Raw genomic sequence first — 17,643 nt, forward strand, 5'->3', positions numbered from 1 at the left:
CTTGCCGTCCTTCTTGCCGTCCTTCTTGCCGTCCTTCTTGCCGTCCTTCTTGCCGTCCTTCTTGCCGCCCCTTCAATTCCCATTCTGTGATCAGTTCCACGACTGCCTCCTGGATTGGTGTCTGCCATGTGGCAACTTCCGCCTCAAACCGACGGGTCTCGGCGTCATTCAAGGGGAGATAGATGCTGACAAAGGCGGCCAGCATCCGTTGCTGCGCTGCCGTCACCGGTAAACCCGCCAGCATACGCAGACAGGTTGCTTTGACCTGCCAGCGTTCCTCACGCGGAATCCGCATCCGCGCCATCAAGGCCGCCGCCAAGGGATTCGTGCTACTCAGATAGGCGCGCCAGTCCAAAGATTACGCAGATGTGGATGCTCTAAATCTGCGTAATCTGCGTAATCTGCGGACAATCAGGATGACTTTGCAACCGCCCTAACGGCGATCGCCTTCGCTTGACATCCACCGTCGGCGGGCGTAAGATGAATCGCAAGCCGTAGAGACGTGAAAGGTTTTTCCATGACTACAGTGATCATCAACGATGTCCCAATGGAGGCCAAGGTCGGTGAGCGGGTGCTGAATGTCGCCCGACGCAATGCCGCGCACATCGGCTTTGTCTGTGACAACAACGGCCTCTGCCAAACCTGCCGCTGCCAGGTGCTCGCCGGTGTCGATCAACTCAGCCCGCCCAGCGAGATCGAGCGTGCCTGGCTCAGCCCGGCCCAACTCGAGGACGGTACGCGCCTGGCCTGCCAGACGGTGATCCGCGGCACAGGCGAGATCCGCGTCGAGAGCTTCGCCGAGACCATGCGCCGCATGGCTCTGGCGGTGATCAGCCCGCCCAGCGGCACCGACCCGGCCAGCAACCTGCTCGGCCTCGGCAGCCGCCTGCTCAACCGCGTCTCTGAACAGGTCGTCGCCCTGCCCACCGGCCTGCCGGCGGTGATCGAGCGCAACGGCCTGCGTCGCTCGCTGCTCTTCATCCGCGATGGCGGCCGTTATCTGGACGATCTGCAGCGCACTGCCGAGCGTCTGCGCACTGGCGCCGAGCGCCTAGAGCGCCGCCGCCTTACCGCAGACGAGTAACGCGCCTTCGAAGCTGTCAAACACAATCGACTTTCGAAGCTGTCAAACACAAGAGGGCGCCCGCAGGCTTCAAGCCTGCGGGCGCCCTCCTATTCCAAGCCTTTGCGCCTTTGCGCCTTTGCGTCAAAAAAGGTCTTCTTTAGACGGTGATCGCCCGTCCGCGGTTGATGCGTCCGGTGTAGCGGCTGTCGTCCTCAGCGGGCAACGGTGCCGTCGTGAGCAGGATCGCATTGACAAAGCGCTCCAACTCTTGGGCGCGCTCGGCCTCGCTGCGTGGCTCTTCGGCACGTGCCTGACGGGTCAGGTCAACCTGGTTGACCAGGATGCGGTGGACGGTGCGCTCGCTTTCGGTGCCGGCGGTGGCGGTAAATGCGTGCAGCGTCGTCTTGACGAAGTTGGCCATCGCAAACTGCTCGGTCGTCGAGGTGGCGGTGGTTTCGGGGGTGACCATCGCCAATGCGGCCCCATCAATCAGGCTGGCTTTGCGGGCCACCCGGAAGTGATGGGTCAACTGGTGCTCGCACAGGTCGGCAAAGCCCTGCTCGTCCAGTACGGTGCTCCAGTCGCTGTCGATGCGTCCGACCAGCAGATCGGTGGGCAAAGCGCGGAACGGTGTGCTGACGATTGGCCCCGGTCGCCCGTAGGTGCGCATTGCTTCGTCGATCGCGGCCTCGATATTTGACCCTGCGGCAATGAATGTGATGCTTCCCGCTGCAACGTGGTCGCTCAGCCGGGCCTTCAGTTGCTCGATGCCCGCCTCGGTCTCGGTGATCATCACGACCTTCGCGGCACCCTGGCGTTCGAGGTAGGCGCGGGCGAGCAACTCCAGATGCTCTTCCAGATACTCGCCGATCAGGTAGACGGTCGAGCCAACCAGCCCGGCCAGTCGCTCGGCGGGTGTTTCGCCAAACAACTCGCCGCCCACAGGCGTACGCTCGTAGCGCAGGCCACCCGAGGGGTGGAAGGTTTCGCCACTGACGTTGCGGTCGGCAAGGTAGTAGACGGTAGCAATCGCGACGTCAAACTCGGTCGGCATCTTCTGCAGATAGAGCATGCCCATCACGCCGTCACGCACCTTGCGCGCCTCGCGTTCGATCTGCGCCCGGACAAAGAAGGGATCGGGTGGATGCACATCAGTCAGTTGCTTGACCTGGGCGGTCTCGTCGGCACTCAAATAGCCACCCGTCGTGAGACGGATCAGCAGTTTTTCGGCAATATTGCGGTTCATCAAGAAACTGCTGGACGACGCTGCTGCATCGCCTTCTTTGACAAAGGTCGCCGCCAGTTTGTGCAAGGCCGACGGCAATAGCTCGCCTGCGTCGAGCAAGGCCGCAACGTTATTGGCCTCGAGGAAGGCCAGGAGCTCGACGATCGATTTGCCGCTTTCGCGGTGGGCGACCACGAGTGCCCCGTAAATGTCGTTGAGCCGTTTGTTTTCGAGGATCAGACGGGCCCGGCGCATAAAGAGACCGGGGCGCTCGCCGGTGCCACGCAGGCGGTCGCCCTCGACTGGGCCAGGGGCGAGCGAGTTGATCTGTACCTCGGGGCCGAGGAAGCGGGCCATTGCCTCGGACAGCGCCCGTTGACCGGCTTTGCTCACGGCGTAGTCGGCGCGATTGGGGTACGCGATCGCGGCATACTTTTCACCACCAAAATAAGACGAAACATTGAGAATGTAGCCACTGCCTTGCTGCTTCATCAGCGGCGCGATCTTGCGGATCAGCGAATAGTTGCTGATCAGGTTGGCATTGAGCGTATGGCGCCAGCCGTCAAGCGGCATATCGAGCACCATCTCTTCTTTGCCCGCGATGCCAGCATTGTTGAGCAGGTAGTCTACCCGTCCAAAGACCGCCAGCGTGCGCTCGACCAGCATCGCCATATCACGCTCACGCGCGACATCGCAATCGGGCGTAATCGCAACCCGTGACTCGGCATCGTTGTAGCCAACCTCGGTCAGTTCATAGACAATGCTGGCCTTGAGTTGTTCGAGTTTGACGTGATCGCGGGCCGCGAGCATTACCCGTGCCCCACTGAGTGCCAGCAAGCGCCCGACCTGGCCGCCGATCCCGGCACTGCCACCCGTGATCAGCGCCACCTTGCCCAGATGCAACCCGATCAGGCTCTCGGCCCAGCCAAAGGAAGGCCGTCCTGCGCCTGTCGTCGCCGCAATATTGCGTGGCAGATAGAGACTGATGGCCTCAAGCTGGCGGTCGCTCAGGATCAACTGCGCCGTTGCCGCACACGCAAAGTCGAAGCCATCCTCTTCGGTGTTGACATAACGAATAATCTGTTTGGCCCAGACAGGGGGCAGGGGGCGGGTTTCGGCCCCAACCTCGGGCTGCCGCTGATCGTGCTGGGCTTCGTGGCGCCAGACACGCACCAGTTCTTCGAGGCCAGCAGTGAGGATCTCGGCGAGCACATTGCCCTTGCGGTCGTCGCCATTGCTCAGGAAAAGAACGCGGGGCTGATAGAGATTCGCCCCCGCCATCAGATCGGTATCCTGCCAATAGGCCGCGAGCCGTGCACTGAGCGCAATCGTCCCGGCGAGTTCCTCATTGAGGAAACTGGTCACGGCGGCATCATCAGCCGTGATTACCGATGTCGCTTTCGTCTTGCCCTGGGCAGGGAGAATAATCGTCCCGTGCGGGCCACCGGTACTCTCGGCCATCAGGCTCAGTGCTTCATCAATGGTTTCGGGCTCGTGTGGATTGAGATAGACGAGCACCGGTGGGGTGAAATTCACCCCGGCGAAGCGGCGGCTCTCGGCGAGACTCGCCTCGAGCTCGGCAATCGCCTCACGCGAGCGGAAGCCAATCACGACCTCGGCCCCGCACGAGCGCAGCACCCCGGTAAGCCCCATCGCATCTTCGGTCTGGTCGCCGGCACAGATCAGTACCACTCGTCCCGTGCCATCAACTGCCCGCAGACCAGGGCGCGCCGTAAAGGTGGTCTTGCTTTCATCGCCAACGGCCATCCCGTTTGTCACCTCAAGTGACTCGCCGTGGATCGCTGCTGCCTCATCGCTTCCCAGGAAGACCGCTGTATTGGCAACGTCAACGGCAGTTGCAAAGTTCGTGGTCAGCTTGCCATCGCTGTCGGGGCGACTCAGACCCATCATCGCCCGCACCTCGTCGGCGGTCGTCTGTTCTTTCGCGCCCTTGAGCTCGTCCATGCGCAGGAAGACACCCTTGATGCGCTCGCCCTCAATCGGCCCAGGATAGATCAGGTTGACACGAATGCCCTTTGGCCCCAACTCGCGGGCAGCCGCCTTGCTCAGGGCATTGAGGGCCGCTTTGGGTACTACATAGGGGATCCGTCCATAATATTCGACTCGGGAAAAGATCGTTGAAAGATTAATAATGCTGCTGCCAGGGGCCATATAGGGGACAACGGCCCGCATAAAATGCCAGGCAATGCCGAGGGTACTGGCGATACTGCCCTCGAGCGTCTCTTCGGCCTCGTGCCCACCAGCGACCAGGGCCGTCAGTGGCTGACGCACGCCCTCGCCCCCGGCATTATTCACCAGAATATCAATCCGGCCCACCTTCTTGGCGACCGCATCCACCCCGGCGCGCACCTCGTTACTCTTGCTTCCATCCATCGTCACCGCGATCACTCGATCAGCAGCAACCCCCGTCTCACTCACCAGCGTTTTCTGAAACGCCTCCAGCTTCTCGGCATTGCGCCCACTGATGATCACCGTTGCGCCTTCGGCCAGATAGCGTTGGGTAATCACCGCCCCAATTGCACTCGCGCCACCAGTAATCAGGGCGATCTTGCCCTCAAGCCGACCAGCACCTGTAGGTCCACTCATCATCGAGACCCCTCTGTATAGGTAAATGAAGAATCCAACATCAACGTCTCTCTGTGCGAAAGAAATGCGTATGGTTTCCAGGGCCGAGCCGCTGGAAACCATACCGCCACGTCATAATGGTTATCAAGCATTCCATCCGGGAGTGCCGACTTTAGTCGGCTTCCGGTTCAGCCGACTAAAGTCGGCACTCATCTATGCCCGTTTTCATGCTTCATCTTTATGATGATATGGCACCGCCAGCGGATCGAACCTAATCGTCTTCGTCATACGCCAGCGCATAGAGTTCGATAATTTCCTGGCGTGTTGGCTTGCGTGGGTTATTATTGGGGCTGCCGCTATCAATCGCCGCATCGGCCATTGCTGGGGCGAGCTCCATCAGACGCTCGCGCTCGACCCCGAGTTGCTTGAGCGACGGGATCTTGATATCCTTGACCAGGCGCCGGATCGCTTTGACCGAGCGATCAGCCGCCTTCATCATCGACAATCCTTCGATTGGCTCACCCATTGCCCGGGCGACCTCGGCGTAGCGTATCGGATCGCCGATGAGGCTAAACTGTGTCACCACAGCCAGCAGCGCGGCATTCGAGACGCCGTGGGCAATGTGGAAATTCGCCCCGATCGGGCGCGACATGCCATGCACCAGCGCCACCGACGAGTTGCTAAAGGCGATCCCGGCCTGCATTGCCCCGAGCATCATTTTCTCGCGGGCTTCGATATTATTGCCGTTCGACCAGGCCTGACGGATATTCTGTGAAATGAGTTCGATCGCCGAGAGACAAAAGATATCGGTCATCGGCTGCCGCTTGACCGAGACATATGCCTCAATCGCATGCACCAGTGCGTCGACGCCCGTTGCCGCCGTCACCCCAGGAGGCGACGAAAGGGTCAGCAGTGGATCAACAATCGCCAGCGTCGGCATGAGATACGGGCTGCCAATCAGCATTTTCACATCAGTCTTCTGATCGGTAATGACCGTATAGAGCGTTGCTTCACTTCCGGTACCGGCAGTCGTCGGGATGGCCACCAGGGGTACGCCAGGGGTCGTGATTTTGCCAATGCCCTTATACAATTCAATCGAACCAGGGTTGGTTGCCATCACGGCAATCGCCTTGGCCGCATCAATCGGGCTACCGCCGCCCACCGAGACCACGAAATCGCACTCGGCATCCTTGAAAATCTGCAAGCCCTCTTGCACAAATTCAACGACCGGCTCGGTATTGACCCCCGCATAGACAGCGCTGCCAATCTCGCTAGTGGCCAACAACTGCTCGACCCGCGTCACGAGGCCGAGACTCTGCATAATCTTATCCGAGACAATCAACGCCTTGCGCCAACCGCGCTTACGGCACTGCTCCCCCAACTGCTCCAGCGCACCGGAACCGACCACAATCTGCGCGGGCGTGATAAACTCTCGCGGCTGCATGGGCACTATCTCCACAGGCTGTGAAATCTTGAACACACACTATTTAACGCATTGTATCATAGCAAGCACCGTCAAGAAGGGTAGGGTTATGTGGGGGGAATTCCTACCCATCAAGGTAGGGCACCGCTGGTGCTAGGGCGATTGCATCTTCTGTTCGTCTGTGCCGTCAGAGCGTCAGAACGCCCCCATCCGCCCAGATCGTTGGGGTAAACGCCTCGGCTACCGTGTGCGAAGCCGGCCTTCGCCGGCTCGATCAGGTCACGAAGGTAGCCTTTGCTGCCCAGGAGCCGAGCCGTTCACGGCCACGGCAGCAAGATGTAATTGCCCTCAGTCTCACCCAAGCGCCTCTTGACTTTTACACTAAATCAGGTATAATAAGTACACTTGTACGAAAAAACTTGTTGACCGCACATATCTATGCTACAGTAGATGCACCTCACGACGGGACGATCTGAAGCTAAGGATATGTGCATGCCGAGACAACCTATGGCCGAAGTCTTTGGGTTCCGAATCGATGCTATGACAAGCGAAGCTGATCGCCATCTGCAACATCGCCTTTGCCCGTTCAACAACAAAGTGCCATCCTGCACAAAGGATAAGGCCAATGATCCCTTGGGTGTGTGCAGCATCTACGATGGTACTAACATAACCATCACGTGCCCTGTGCGCTTCCGCCAGGATTGGCTTATTGCGACCGATGCTGCGGCCTTTTTCTTTCCGTCAGGAACAAAGTGGACTTCATTAACAGAGATTCGGCTCCATGATCGCTACGGAAAATCCGCAGGTAATATTGACGTCGTGCTTGTTTCATATGATGAAGAAGGAAAGATTACAGACTTTGGTGCGCTGGAAGTTCAAGCTGTTTATATCTCAGGTAACATTCGGAAACCCTTTGCCGAGTATATGAGCGATCCGGCAAATCACGTAAATCTTGATTGGTCTAACAAAAAAGACTATCCGCGTGCTGACTATCTCTCCTCGTCTCGTAAGCGCTTAGCTCCACAACTCATTTACAAAGGAGGCATCCTCAACGCTTGGGGGCGAAAAATGGCAGTAGCGGTTGATCGTGGTTTCTTTGAAACTTTACCAACACTTTCACAAGTTTCCAAAGATCAAGCAGATGTAGCATGGCTTGTCTATCAGCTCCAAGCCAGTGATGATCAGGGGCGTTATAAGCTTGTCCATAGCCAAACAGTTTATACACAGTTCACTTCGGCCCTCCAGCGGATAACAAACGCTGATCCAGGCTCAGAAAATGACTTTCTCAAGCTCTTGCAGCGTAAGCTCGATGAGAAACAATTGGGTCGTAGAATCCCTCCAGACACCTCTTCTTTGCTTGATGCATTCGCCCAAGACGAAGTAGAGGAATGAGAACCGCTATGCAGCAACTATCATTTATTGATGATCCAAAACCTCGGCCAATCGTCAATGTGGCGATGGTTCCACAGCGTAGTCCTTTCCGTTATCCTGGGGGCAAGACCTGGCTTGTGCCACGTATTCGTGAGTGGTTAAGCAGCCGAAACACGTATCCCGCCGAGTTTATCGAGCCATTTGCAGGAGGTGCTATTGTCAGTCTGACCGTTGCGTTTGAGCGCCTCGCCAATCATGTCACCATCGTTGAACTTGATCAGCACGTCGCGTCCGTATGGCATACCATCATAAATGGTGATGCGGTATGGCTAGCGGAGCGCATCGTAAACTTCGATCTTACGCCTGAAACAGTAGAAGCAACGCTAGCTGAACCGGCATTCAATCTACCTGATCTTGCGTTCCAGACAATCCTTAAAAACCGTGTCAATCGCGGTGGCATTCTGGCAAATGGGGCCGGAAGGATTAAGCATGGTGAGAATGGGAAGGGTCTCAAATCACGATGGTATCCACAAACGCTGAAGCAACGTATTATGGATATTATAGATGTGCGTGACCGAATTAGCTTTGTTGAAGGTGATGGTCTCTCGATCATTCGTGCCAACGCTCATCGTGCGGATGCCGTATTTTTTATCGATCCACCTTATACAGCTGGCGGCAAGCGTGCAGGTAGCCGACTCTACACGCATTCTGATCTCGATCATGAGGAACTCTTCCGCGTGATATCAACAATTTCCGGTGATTTTCTGATCACGTACGATAATGCCGATAAACTCTATGATTTAGCTCGTCAGTATCATTTTGATACCCAACTTGTGGCAATGAAGAGCTCACATCATGCTGAGATGACCGAACTTCTGATTGGAAAAAATCTAGCTTGGGCGCGGTAACTAGCCTCAAGCCACTGTATCTCCGCTTGCGGATGAGATTGCGTACAAACCTTGAGCCGTAGCGCGAGCGGCTGCGCGGGCTATTCTGTTGGGCGTCGGCCTACTTTGTTACGGAAATAGCCCGTAAAGCCCAGGAGCTTTCGCCCTGGGAGCCGTCACGCTCGTTTGCTGTGATTCACGGCTTTGAGAATCTTTAGGTTGAGCACAATGAAGCGCCAGAGTTGAAAGAGTTTGAAGCGCATCCAGAAGCGGTCACGATCACTAATTTCCACGGGTGCCTCCTATTCAGGGATGATTTGCCAGCCCGGACGAGCTTTGAATTTGTGCATGAAGGTTTCGTGTACCATCCGTTTCATCCACGCGCCACTTGTGCCCAGTTCCATGTGGGTGACAAAGAGGTCGCGCCCGGTACCGTTGGGATACCGACGGTGATCCGGCACAACGGGGTACATGATAATCGTTGCCGCTTCGCCGTCCCACAACGAGTCACCCATTGAGGCAATGCACGCGGCGAACATCTCGGTCATGCGTTCGCGGTGATGCATGGTGCCGCTGGTGATCATTTCGGCAATGTTGAGCGCGGTGATCCGCCCGATGATGCCGGCGATCATGCCGGTGCGCGGCGCTGTGGCGGTGATGGCGGTGCCGTTGGGGGTGATGTGGGGGGCCGAGATTGGTCCGGGTGGGGCAAAGGCGATGCCGGCGGCGAAGATGTTCGGGTACGTTGGGTTCTGATAGGTCGCCGGCCACGCGTCGGGTTGGTTGCGTAAGCTTGCGTAGTCGAGCCCGTAGATGGCGTCAACTTTGACGAGGCCATTTGGCATAACCACCTTGTCGGCGATGTCGCTTCCGTCTTGCCCAAGGTAGCGGATTGGTTGCCCGGTGAACTGGGGAATCAGCATCGCAAAGTCATAGGCGGTCTCGCCATACTGCCCTGCGTAGTCCTCCCAGAGGATGTGGCGGTCGTTGACCTTGTGGACGCCGCGCTGTACGTGCCATTCGATGCCGTATTCTTTGTAGACGGCTTTGATGAAGTCTTCGCTCGAGAGCAGTTGCCCTTTGTGCTTTGCGGTCAGCCCCCCTACCCCAAAGTCGCCAAGAGCCGCTTCGTTCGAGAGGTAGATCAGTTCAGCGCGGTCGCGCAGCCGCCGTCGCACCAGATCTTTGTGGATGTTCGAGATGTACTCAAGCGCGGCCCCCTGGCAGGTTGCCCCCGGATGCCCTGTGCCAACGACAAAACGTAGGCGCTCGCCTTTTTCGAGCCGCTGGACATGCTCCAGGTAGCTGTCACGCGCTTCGATAGCATGATCAAGCGTGCAGATCGAAACGGTGTTGCCCGCCGCAGGGCCAAGCCCTGGGGTCGCGGCGAAGTTGAGTTTTGGCCCCGTCGCGATCAGCAGATAGTCGTAGTCGAGCCGCTCAGGTTGCCCCTGCTGGTGGGGAGCGACGGTGACATACCGTTCGTCTGGGTGGACTTCGGTAACTTTCCCCTGCACAAAGTTCACGTGCATCCGATCATAGACCGGTTTCAATGGGATCGTTGTTTGCTCGGGGCGCATATGCCCAACACCGACCCAAACCCACGACGGCACAAAGCCAAAATAGTCGTACCGGTTGACGACTGTGATCGTGTGCCGTTTGCCGAGTTGCGCCCCTAGATAGAGCGCCGCTGTGTGGCCGGCGAATCCGGCACCAATGATCACAACACGGGCCATCTGACACCTCCTTGTGACAGTCGCTGCAAATTCTCGCAATACGGCATGTTTCCGAGACTTCACAGGTCTGCGCGACCTGTGAGGTCTGGTCGAGCGGATTCATTTCTTGAAGACCAATCAGTGGTGGGTAACCTACGTTTGCTGATACCAGCGGGGGCTTCGACAGGCTCAGCCTCCGTCCATTCGCAACGCCCATCGTCCGCCGTTGGCTGAGCTTGTCGAAGCCAATCCCTAGAGCAGAAGCCGTTGGCTGAGCTTGTCGAAGCCAAGCCCTAGAGCAGCAAACGTAGGTTACACACTAATCAGTCGGCTGAGTAAGAAGCCGACTGAAGTCGGCACTACAATCACCGTATACGGTCAAGCTCGCGCAAGCGATTTCGCATGCGATAACCGATCGCTTGAACGCAACGCTACCATTACGCCGACATGAACAGTGGTATGCGCAATGCGCCTGGAGGGTAGCTTACTTCTTTTGTTAGATGCACACCGGTGGCAAAAGGTTACATGATGGTGTCTGAACTATCACCTCGTGGCTAGTCTCAAAGCAGACGGCTGTGGTATCATACGGCGTATGAAAAGCGTTGAGCATAATCCGTTATTGGTGATCCCTCCTGCGGCTCTCGATCTGGTTGCCGGTGAGGCGCGCAAGCGTTTGGTGAGTTATCTCAATCGCTGGGGCCATTACGATACGCTGCTCAGCTATTTCGCGACTTGGCTCGAAGTGCAACCGACAGCCGTGACGCTCCGTGAAGGTCGCGCGCGTGTTATGGTTGAGCTTGGGCGTGGTGATGAGGCTCTGGCGATCCTTGATGAACTTGATGCCGAGCGGGCCGTGAGTCTCAGTCGTCGCCAGTTGCGCCTGCGGGCCTTGCTGTCCGCCCGTCGTTTCGCCGAACTCGAGCAACTCCTCGCTGAACTGGTGCAGGATGAAGATCACGCTATCTTTGCCTGGTTGATGCGTGGTGATCTGTTGCGTACCCGGGGCGACGCTGAGCAGGCCGCCGCTGCCTATGCCCGCGCCGCCGATCTTGATCCCACTGCCGTCGCGCCGATCCGTCGGCTCGCTGAACTTGCCCTGGAAGAGGGCGACCCCGAACGGGCACGCGGTCAGATTGATGCGCTGATGCTCCGCCCTGGGTATGCGTCCGGTATCCCCGATCTCCAGATCCTGCTGCGCGCTGCTCAACTTGCCGAAGATGCGCATACTGCCAGTGCGCTGGCCGGTCAACTTGCTGCGATCGAGCAGGCCGAGCGTCTCGCAACCGCCGAGGCCCTTGGGCATCGCATCGCCATGCGCCCCGAGGCCGAGCGCCTCGCCGAGGTGCCGGTTGAGGCACCCGCTCCCGCGCTCCCCGAAGAGGCCTATCGTGTCTTGCGCGATATCTTTGGTCTCGATGAGTTTCGCCCCAATCAGGCCCGGGTGATCCAGAGTGTGCTCGCTGGTGCGGCGACGCTTGCTGTTATGCCGACGGGGGCCGGTAAGTCGCTGACGTATCAGTTGCCTGCGTTGCTCTTGCCGCAGGCGACCGTGGTGGTCAGCCCCCTGATTGCGCTAATGAAAGACCAACTCGATGGCTTGCCCCCGCAGGCGCGCCCTTATGCGACGCTGATCAACTCGTCGCTCAGTACTAGTGAGCTCGCCTCGCGGCTACGTGGTGTGGCTGCCGGACAGTATCGTCTCGTGTATGTCGCCCCTGAACGCTTGCGCCAGCGCGCTTTTCTCCACGCCCTCAAGCGCTGTGGCGTCGCTCGTTTTGTGGTTGACGAGGTTCACTGCCTCAGCCTGTGGGGGCTCAGTTTTCGCCCTGATTACCTTTTTATTGGGCGGGCGCTTGAGGAACTTGAACGCCCGCCGGTGCTTGCACTCACCGCGACGGCCTCGCAAGAGACGCAGCACGAGATTGTCCATTCGCTTGGTTCGTGCGAAACGGTTGTGGCCTCGGTCTATCGGCCCAACCTCTATTTTCAGGTGATCCGGGCGGGCAATCGTGACGAGAAGTTGCAAGCCTTGCGCGAGTTGTGTCAGCAGATCGCCGGGCCGATCATTGTTTATGCACGCGCCCGTCAGATGTGCGAAGAACTTGCTGCCACCCTGCGCCAGATAGGTATTTCGGCCGATCACTACCACGCCCAGATTCCTGACCGCGATGCGACGCAAGAACGGTTTATGCGAGGCAAGACGCGGATCCTCGTGGCGACCGTTGCGTTTGGTATGGGCATTGATAAGGCCGATATTCGCGCTATTATTCACTACAACTTGCCTCAGTCGGTCGAGTCCTATTACCAGGAAGCCGGACGCGCCGGGCGTGATGGCCGTCCCGCCACCTGTGTCTTGCTCTACGCAGGCAGCGATAAGGCGCGGCTGAGTACCTGGCTCGAAGATGAGGCAATCACCCGCGATGATCTGCGCGCACTCTACAAGGCCGTGCGTGGCATGATGCGCGGTAGCTTTGATGTCGTGGATCTCAACCAGTTGCAACGCGCCCTGCCCGGCGATGACGATACCCTTGTCCGGGTTGGCCTGAGTATGCTCGAACGGGTGGGCCTGCTCAAGCGCCACTTTGATACCCCCGAGACGGCAACCCTGACCCTCACCGGTATGCCGGCACCTGACCCTCAGGCGACCCTGATCGCCCAGGCTGCCGAGCTTGTTGAAGGCATTGCTGTTGAAGTCAACCTGCTCGAACTTGCCGAACGCACCGGGTTGAATCCAGCGGAGATCGAGGCGCACGTACTCGCCTGGCACGACGCAGGCTTCCTCCGTTTCCGCGGGGGCATGCGGCTCCCGTTACTCGAACTGCTCCCCGCCCCGGCAGATGTGGCCGACCGCATCGAGCAGTTGCTCCACGACTATCGGAGCCGCCAAGAGCAGCGCATCGAAGCGATGGCGGCGTATGCTCGTTCCTCCGAGTGTCGTCACCGCACGCTTGCGGCCCATTTTGGGCAACGGCTTGCCCCGTGTCGTACCGGCTGCGATATCTGCGCCCCCCAGGCAAGTACGGGCGTACGCGTGATCCGCGCTGCCGGGCAAGCGCCGCAGCCCCTGCCACCGCGTGACGACGACCCGCGCAGCGACATCCAGCGCCTGCTCGACGGCCTGGCGCACCTCCCCTTTGCCGTTGGGCGGAGCGGCCTCGCCCGCATCCTCAAAGGCAGCCCCAAGAGCCCGATCGGCCCTGAGCGCCTCGCCGAACATGGTTCCCTGCGCCACCTGAGCCTCAGCGCGATCGAAGACCTCATCGAACGCCTGATCGCCGATGGCTACCTTGCCCGCGACGAACGCGATGAATATCGCCGCCTCAGCCTCACCGAGGTTGGTCAGCAAACGCGGCGGATGTCATGATCCTACTCCTCCGTCGCCCAGGTGGCAGGGGGCAGGGGTAGGGGCAGGGGTGATGGGGGCAGGGGTGATGGGGGCAGGGGTGATGGGGGCAGGGGCAAGCCCTGCCCCTACGGTTTGGATCGATGACGGTGGTTCCGTAGGGGCAACCCTTGCGGTTGCCCAACACCCGCGCACCCAACACCCGGTGGCAATGGGGGCAGGGGCAAGCCCTGCCCCTACGGTTACGACCAATGATGGTGGTTCCGTAGGGGCAACCCTTGCGGTTGCCCAACACCCGCGCACCCAACACCCGGTGGCAATGGGGGCAGGGGCAATTCGGGCAGGGGCGAGTAGGGGCAACCCTTGCGGTTGCCCTGCCCCTACGGTTTGGATCGATGACGGTGGTTCCGTAGGGGCAACCCCTGCGGTTGCCCAAACCCTACGGTTTCGGATGATAATGTAGGGGCAGGGCTTGCCCCTGCCCTGCCCGGCGCGGCCCCTGCCCTGCCCGGCGCGGCCCCTGCCCTGCCCGGCGCGGCCCCTGCCCTGCCCGGCCCCTGCCCTGCCCGGCGCGGCCCGCCCGGCCCCTGCCCGGCCCGGCCCAGCCATGCGCCAGCCCGGGCCCCCTATTCTCCCATCTCCAGCGCGAGCATAAACGTTCTGGGTAAAGATATGACGGGGAGGGGCGCTTGCGCGCAACATATCATCAAACGGGATCATCGTTCCGGCGCTTCTTGGCGACGGCAGCGGTGCGTGCGACGCCTCGCGCCGCACCACGCAGGCCAACGTCGCACCAGCGCCTTTTCGCCTGCGAAAATGCTTCAGCAGGAATGATAGGCTACATAGGTGATCCGTGCCTGTTGATTTATTGAAATGTGAAGATGCAAGTTATTTCGTAGTTGGGTGGCCTAGGATTAGGCTGTACCATTGTGCTATTGCTAAGGAAATGTCCTTAACTTATAATACAAAAGAAATTCTCAGCAGTACAAGGGTGTAATCAATTATGAAGGTTATTTCAACACCATGGCCAAGCAAGCAACACCAAAACAAGAAGAACCTATCGAAAAACAGATGTGGAAGGCGGCGGATAAGCTGCGCAAGAACATCGACGCGGCGGAGTACAAGCATATTGTGTTGGGGCTGATCTTTCTCAAGTACATCTCCGATGCCTTCGACGAGCTCTACGAAAAGCTGCAACAGGGTGAAGGTGACTATGCCGGGGCTGACCCGGAGGATAAGGACGAATATAAGGCCGAGAATGTGTTCTTTGTGCCCGAGACGGCGCGCTGGTCGTATCTGCTCACCCAGGCCAAGCAGCCGGATATCGGCAAGACGGTGGATGCCGCGATGGACGCTATCGAGAAGGAAAACCCCTCGCTGCGTGATGTGCTGCCCAAGGTCTTTGCGCGCGGCAATCTTGACCCCACCAGCCTCGGCGGACTCATCGACCTAGTCGGCAATATCGCCCTCGGCCATGCCAAGGCGCGTAGCGCCGATCTGCTCGGCCATGTGTTCGAATATTTCCTCGGCGAATTCGTGCTGGCCGAAGGCAAAAAGGGCGGCCAGTTCTACACCCCTCGCAGCGTGGTTGAATTGCTGGTAGAGATGCTGGAGCCTTACAAGGGCCGGGTCTTTGACCCTTGCTGCGGCTCTGGCGGCATGTTTGTGCAATCGGAAAAATTTGTCACCGGGCATCAGGGCAAGGTCAACGACATCTCCATTTACGGGCAAGAGAGCAATCAGACCACCTGGCGTCTGGCCAAGATGAACCTTGCCATCCGGCACATCGACAGTTCGCAGGTGAAATGGAACAACGAAGGCTCATTCCTCAACGACGCCCACAAAGACTTGAAGGCCGATTTTGTCATCGCCAACCCGCCCTTCAACGACAGCGACTGGAGTGGCGATTTGCTGCGTAAGGATGGCCGCTGGCAATACGGCGTGCCGCCCACCGGCAACGCCAACTACGCTTGGATCCAACACTTCCTCTATCACCTAAACCCCACCGGCCAGGCCGGCTTCGTACTCGCCAAGGGCGCGCTCACCTCCAAAAGCTCTGGCGAGGGCGACATCCGCAAGGCGCTGGTCGAAGCGCGGCTGGTGGACTGCATCGTCAACCTGCCCGCCAAGCTCTTTTTGAACACACAAATCCCCGCCTGCCTGTGGTTTCTGAGTCGCAACAAGACCAACGGCACATTCCGCAACCGCGCCGACGAAATCCTCTTCATCGACGCCCGCAACCTCGGCCACCTGATCAACCGCCGCACCAAGGAATTTTCCGCCGAAGACATCGCCACCATCACCAACACCTATCATGCGTGGCGATCCCCTGTAGGGGCACCCCTTGCGGGTGCCCGGGCACCCGCAAGGGGTGCCCCTACGTATGCCGACATTCCCGGATTTTGCGCATCTGTCGGTATTGATCGCGTGCGCGAATTGGACTATGTATTAACACCGGGGCGTTATGTCGGCCTGCCGGACGATGAGGACGATTTCGATTTCAAGGAACGTTTCACCCAGCTCAAGGCCGAGTTTGAGGCGCAGTTGCAGGAAGAGGCGAAGCTGAATGCTGCGATTGTGGAGAGTTTGGGGAAGGTGAAGTTATGACCCAGGGCAATCAACCAATAGTTCCTGATGACAAGCTCTACCAGGACATTCGCCAACTGATTGAATCAGCGAGGGCGCATGTTGTTACCCAGGTGAATCAGGCGCTGGTGCTGACCTATTGGCACATTGGCAAGACCATTACCACGGACGTGCTCGACCATGGCCGGGCACACTATGGCGCCGCTGTTCTCAAGCAATTGGCTGTGCGCCTGACGCACGAATATGGCAATGGCTTCAGCTACTCCGGCCTGACTCGGATGGCAAAATTCTATGCCGCTGTTCCAGATCAAGAGATTGTTGCGACACTGTCGCAACAATTGAGTTGGTCGCATTTTGTAGAAATTATCAAGCTTGACGATGCCATCAAACGCGAGTTTTACATTCGCATGGCCGTCGATGGCCGCTGGTCCGTGCGCACCCTGCGCGAGCGCATGGACGGCATGTTGTTTGAACGCACGGCTATCTCCAAACTGCCTGATGCGCTCATCCGTCAGGAGTTGACGCAACTGCAACCTGCCGATACCAGTCCGGCGCTGTTTCTCAAAGACCCCTACCTGCTCGATTTCCTTGACCTGAAAGACAACTTCTCCGAAAAAGACCTAGAGAACGCCATCCTGCTGGAGTTGGAGCGGTTCATTCTCGAACTAGGTAGCGACTTCGCCTTCATGAGCCGCCAAAAGCGCATCCAAATTGGCACTCACGACTACTACCTCGACCTGCTCTTTTACCACCGCAGACTCAAACGGCTGGTGCTCATCGAACTGAAACTCGGCGACTTCAAGCCCGACTACAAAGGACAAGTCGAGCTGTATCTGAAATGGCTCGCCAAACACGAGCAACAACCGGACGAACTCTCCCCCATCGCCATCATCCTCTGCGGCGGAAAAGATGCCGAAGTCGTCGAGTTGATGGATTTGGAGCCGGACAACATTCATATCGCCGAATATTGGCTGAAACTTCCTCCTAAGGAGGTACTGCAAGCCAAACTGCACAAAGCCATGGCCGAGGCCAGGGCGCGGTTGGAGCTTCGGCGTGAAGGAGACGACGATGAGTAAGCGATTTACGGCGGAGTTTGAGGCGTGGTTGAATGCCTTGATTGTGGGGAATTTGGGGAGGGTGAAGGTATGACTCACCGTTCGCTTATTTTGAGAACCGGTTCGTGAAATTTCCCCACCAGCGGCTCAAAACCGACCATTTGGAGCGCGATGTGCCCCACTTAGCGGCTGATTCAGCGGAAACGTTTTACACTTCCCGAAATCATGTAGCCTCAAGTGGGGAACGGTATACAAATCGGAGCCGCTTTTTGGTTCCCAGTGGGGATGCAATTTCATTTAGCGCCCAAAAAAATAAGCGAACGGTAAGTCATACTTACCGTTCGCTTATTTCTTGAGGTGATTCGGACAAATGCGCAACCAACCGG

General features: G+C 58.3%; 9 protein-coding genes and 1 pseudogene. 6 read left to right on the forward strand and 4 right to left on the reverse strand.

The window, feature by feature from the left end:
• Window positions 1–355 (reverse strand): annotated as a pseudogene (locus tag EYB53_RS26225) (Yae1 family protein); the annotation flags it as partial.
• Window positions 356–517: 162 nt separating this feature from the next.
• Here EYB53_RS26225 and EYB53_RS21365 point away from each other — a divergent pair.
• Window positions 518–1,084 (forward strand): 2Fe-2S iron-sulfur cluster-binding protein, encoded by a 567-nt coding sequence (locus tag EYB53_RS21365; protein ID WP_135480861.1) that lies wholly within the window; start codon window positions 518–520, stop codon window positions 1,082–1,084.
• A 139-nt stretch (window positions 1,085–1,223) separates the two neighbouring features.
• On the opposite strand, the gene EYB53_RS21370 is transcribed toward EYB53_RS21365, so the two are convergent.
• Together EYB53_RS21370 and EYB53_RS21375 are read right to left on the reverse strand one after the other, a co-directional pair.
• On the reverse strand, window positions 1,224–4,901 hold the full coding sequence (locus EYB53_RS21370; RefSeq protein ID WP_303646663.1) for an SDR family NAD(P)-dependent oxidoreductase: 3,678 nt from the start codon (window positions 4,899–4,901) through the stop codon (window positions 1,224–1,226).
• A gap of 247 nt (window positions 4,902–5,148) precedes the next feature.
• Window positions 5,149–6,321: an iron-containing alcohol dehydrogenase gene (locus EYB53_RS21375; protein WP_135480863.1), complete on the reverse strand. Its 1,173-nt coding sequence runs from the start codon at window positions 6,319–6,321 to the stop codon at window positions 5,149–5,151.
• A 471-nt stretch (window positions 6,322–6,792) separates the two neighbouring features.
• On the opposite strand from EYB53_RS21375, the gene EYB53_RS21380 reads away from it, so the two are divergent.
• Together EYB53_RS21380 and EYB53_RS21385 are read left to right on the forward strand one after the other, a co-directional pair.
• Complete coding sequence (locus EYB53_RS21380) at window positions 6,793–7,692, forward strand: NotI family restriction endonuclease (RefSeq protein WP_135480865.1); 900 nt, start codon at window positions 6,793–6,795, stop codon at window positions 7,690–7,692.
• An 8-nt stretch (window positions 7,693–7,700) separates the two neighbouring features.
• Window positions 7,701–8,579, forward strand: a complete 879-nt coding sequence (locus EYB53_RS21385) for a DNA adenine methylase (protein ID WP_135480867.1) — start codon at window positions 7,701–7,703, stop codon at window positions 8,577–8,579.
• A gap of 281 nt (window positions 8,580–8,860) precedes the next feature.
• Here the strand turns inward: EYB53_RS21385 and EYB53_RS21390 are convergent, their stop codons facing one another.
• Window positions 8,861–10,294, reverse strand: a complete 1,434-nt coding sequence (locus EYB53_RS21390) for an NAD(P)/FAD-dependent oxidoreductase (RefSeq protein ID WP_135480869.1) — start codon at window positions 10,292–10,294, stop codon at window positions 8,861–8,863.
• 571 nt (window positions 10,295–10,865) lie between these two features.
• Here EYB53_RS21390 and EYB53_RS21395 point away from each other — a divergent pair.
• From EYB53_RS21395 to EYB53_RS21405, 3 genes are all read left to right on the forward strand, one after another.
• Complete coding sequence (locus EYB53_RS21395) at window positions 10,866–13,637, forward strand: RecQ family ATP-dependent DNA helicase (RefSeq protein WP_167857539.1); 2,772 nt, start codon at window positions 10,866–10,868, stop codon at window positions 13,635–13,637.
• A gap of 1,002 nt (window positions 13,638–14,639) precedes the next feature.
• Window positions 14,640–16,223 (forward strand): type I restriction-modification system subunit M, encoded by a 1,584-nt coding sequence (locus tag EYB53_RS21400; RefSeq protein WP_135480871.1) that lies wholly within the window; start codon window positions 14,640–14,642, stop codon window positions 16,221–16,223.
• Complete coding sequence (locus EYB53_RS21405; RefSeq protein WP_135480874.1) at window positions 16,220–17,278, forward strand: PDDEXK nuclease domain-containing protein; 1,059 nt, start codon at window positions 16,220–16,222, stop codon at window positions 17,276–17,278. Before EYB53_RS21400 ends, EYB53_RS21405 begins: the two co-directional genes overlap by 4 nt.
• Window positions 17,279–17,643: the final 365 nt, after the last annotated feature.

Origin of the sequence: Candidatus Chloroploca mongolica, from assembly GCF_004762035.2 — a bacterium.
In the GTDB taxonomy this organism is placed as follows: domain Bacteria; phylum Chloroflexota; class Chloroflexia; order Chloroflexales; family Chloroflexaceae; genus Chloroploca; species Chloroploca mongolica.

Coding starts and splice junctions, on each gene's coding strand:
- EYB53_RS21370 (WP_303646663.1), bottom strand. CDS start 4,901: ATGATGAGTGGACCTACAGGTGCTGGTCGGCTTGAGGGCAAGATCGCC.
- EYB53_RS21405 (WP_135480874.1), top strand. CDS start 16,220: ATGACCCAGGGCAATCAACCAATAGTTCCTGATGACAAGCTCTACCAG.
- EYB53_RS21390 (WP_135480869.1), bottom strand. CDS start 10,294: ATGGCCCGTGTTGTGATCATTGGTGCCGGATTCGCCGGCCACACAGCG.
- EYB53_RS21385 (WP_135480867.1), top strand. CDS start 7,701: ATGCAGCAACTATCATTTATTGATGATCCAAAACCTCGGCCAATCGTC.
- EYB53_RS21365 (WP_135480861.1), top strand. CDS start 518: ATGACTACAGTGATCATCAACGATGTCCCAATGGAGGCCAAGGTCGGT.
- EYB53_RS21395 (WP_167857539.1), top strand. CDS start 10,866: ATGAAAAGCGTTGAGCATAATCCGTTATTGGTGATCCCTCCTGCGGCT.
- EYB53_RS21375 (WP_135480863.1), bottom strand. CDS start 6,321: ATGCAGCCGCGAGAGTTTATCACGCCCGCGCAGATTGTGGTCGGTTCC.
- EYB53_RS21400 (WP_135480871.1), top strand. CDS start 14,640: ATGGCCAAGCAAGCAACACCAAAACAAGAAGAACCTATCGAAAAACAG.
- EYB53_RS21380 (WP_135480865.1), top strand. CDS start 6,793: ATGCCGAGACAACCTATGGCCGAAGTCTTTGGGTTCCGAATCGATGCT.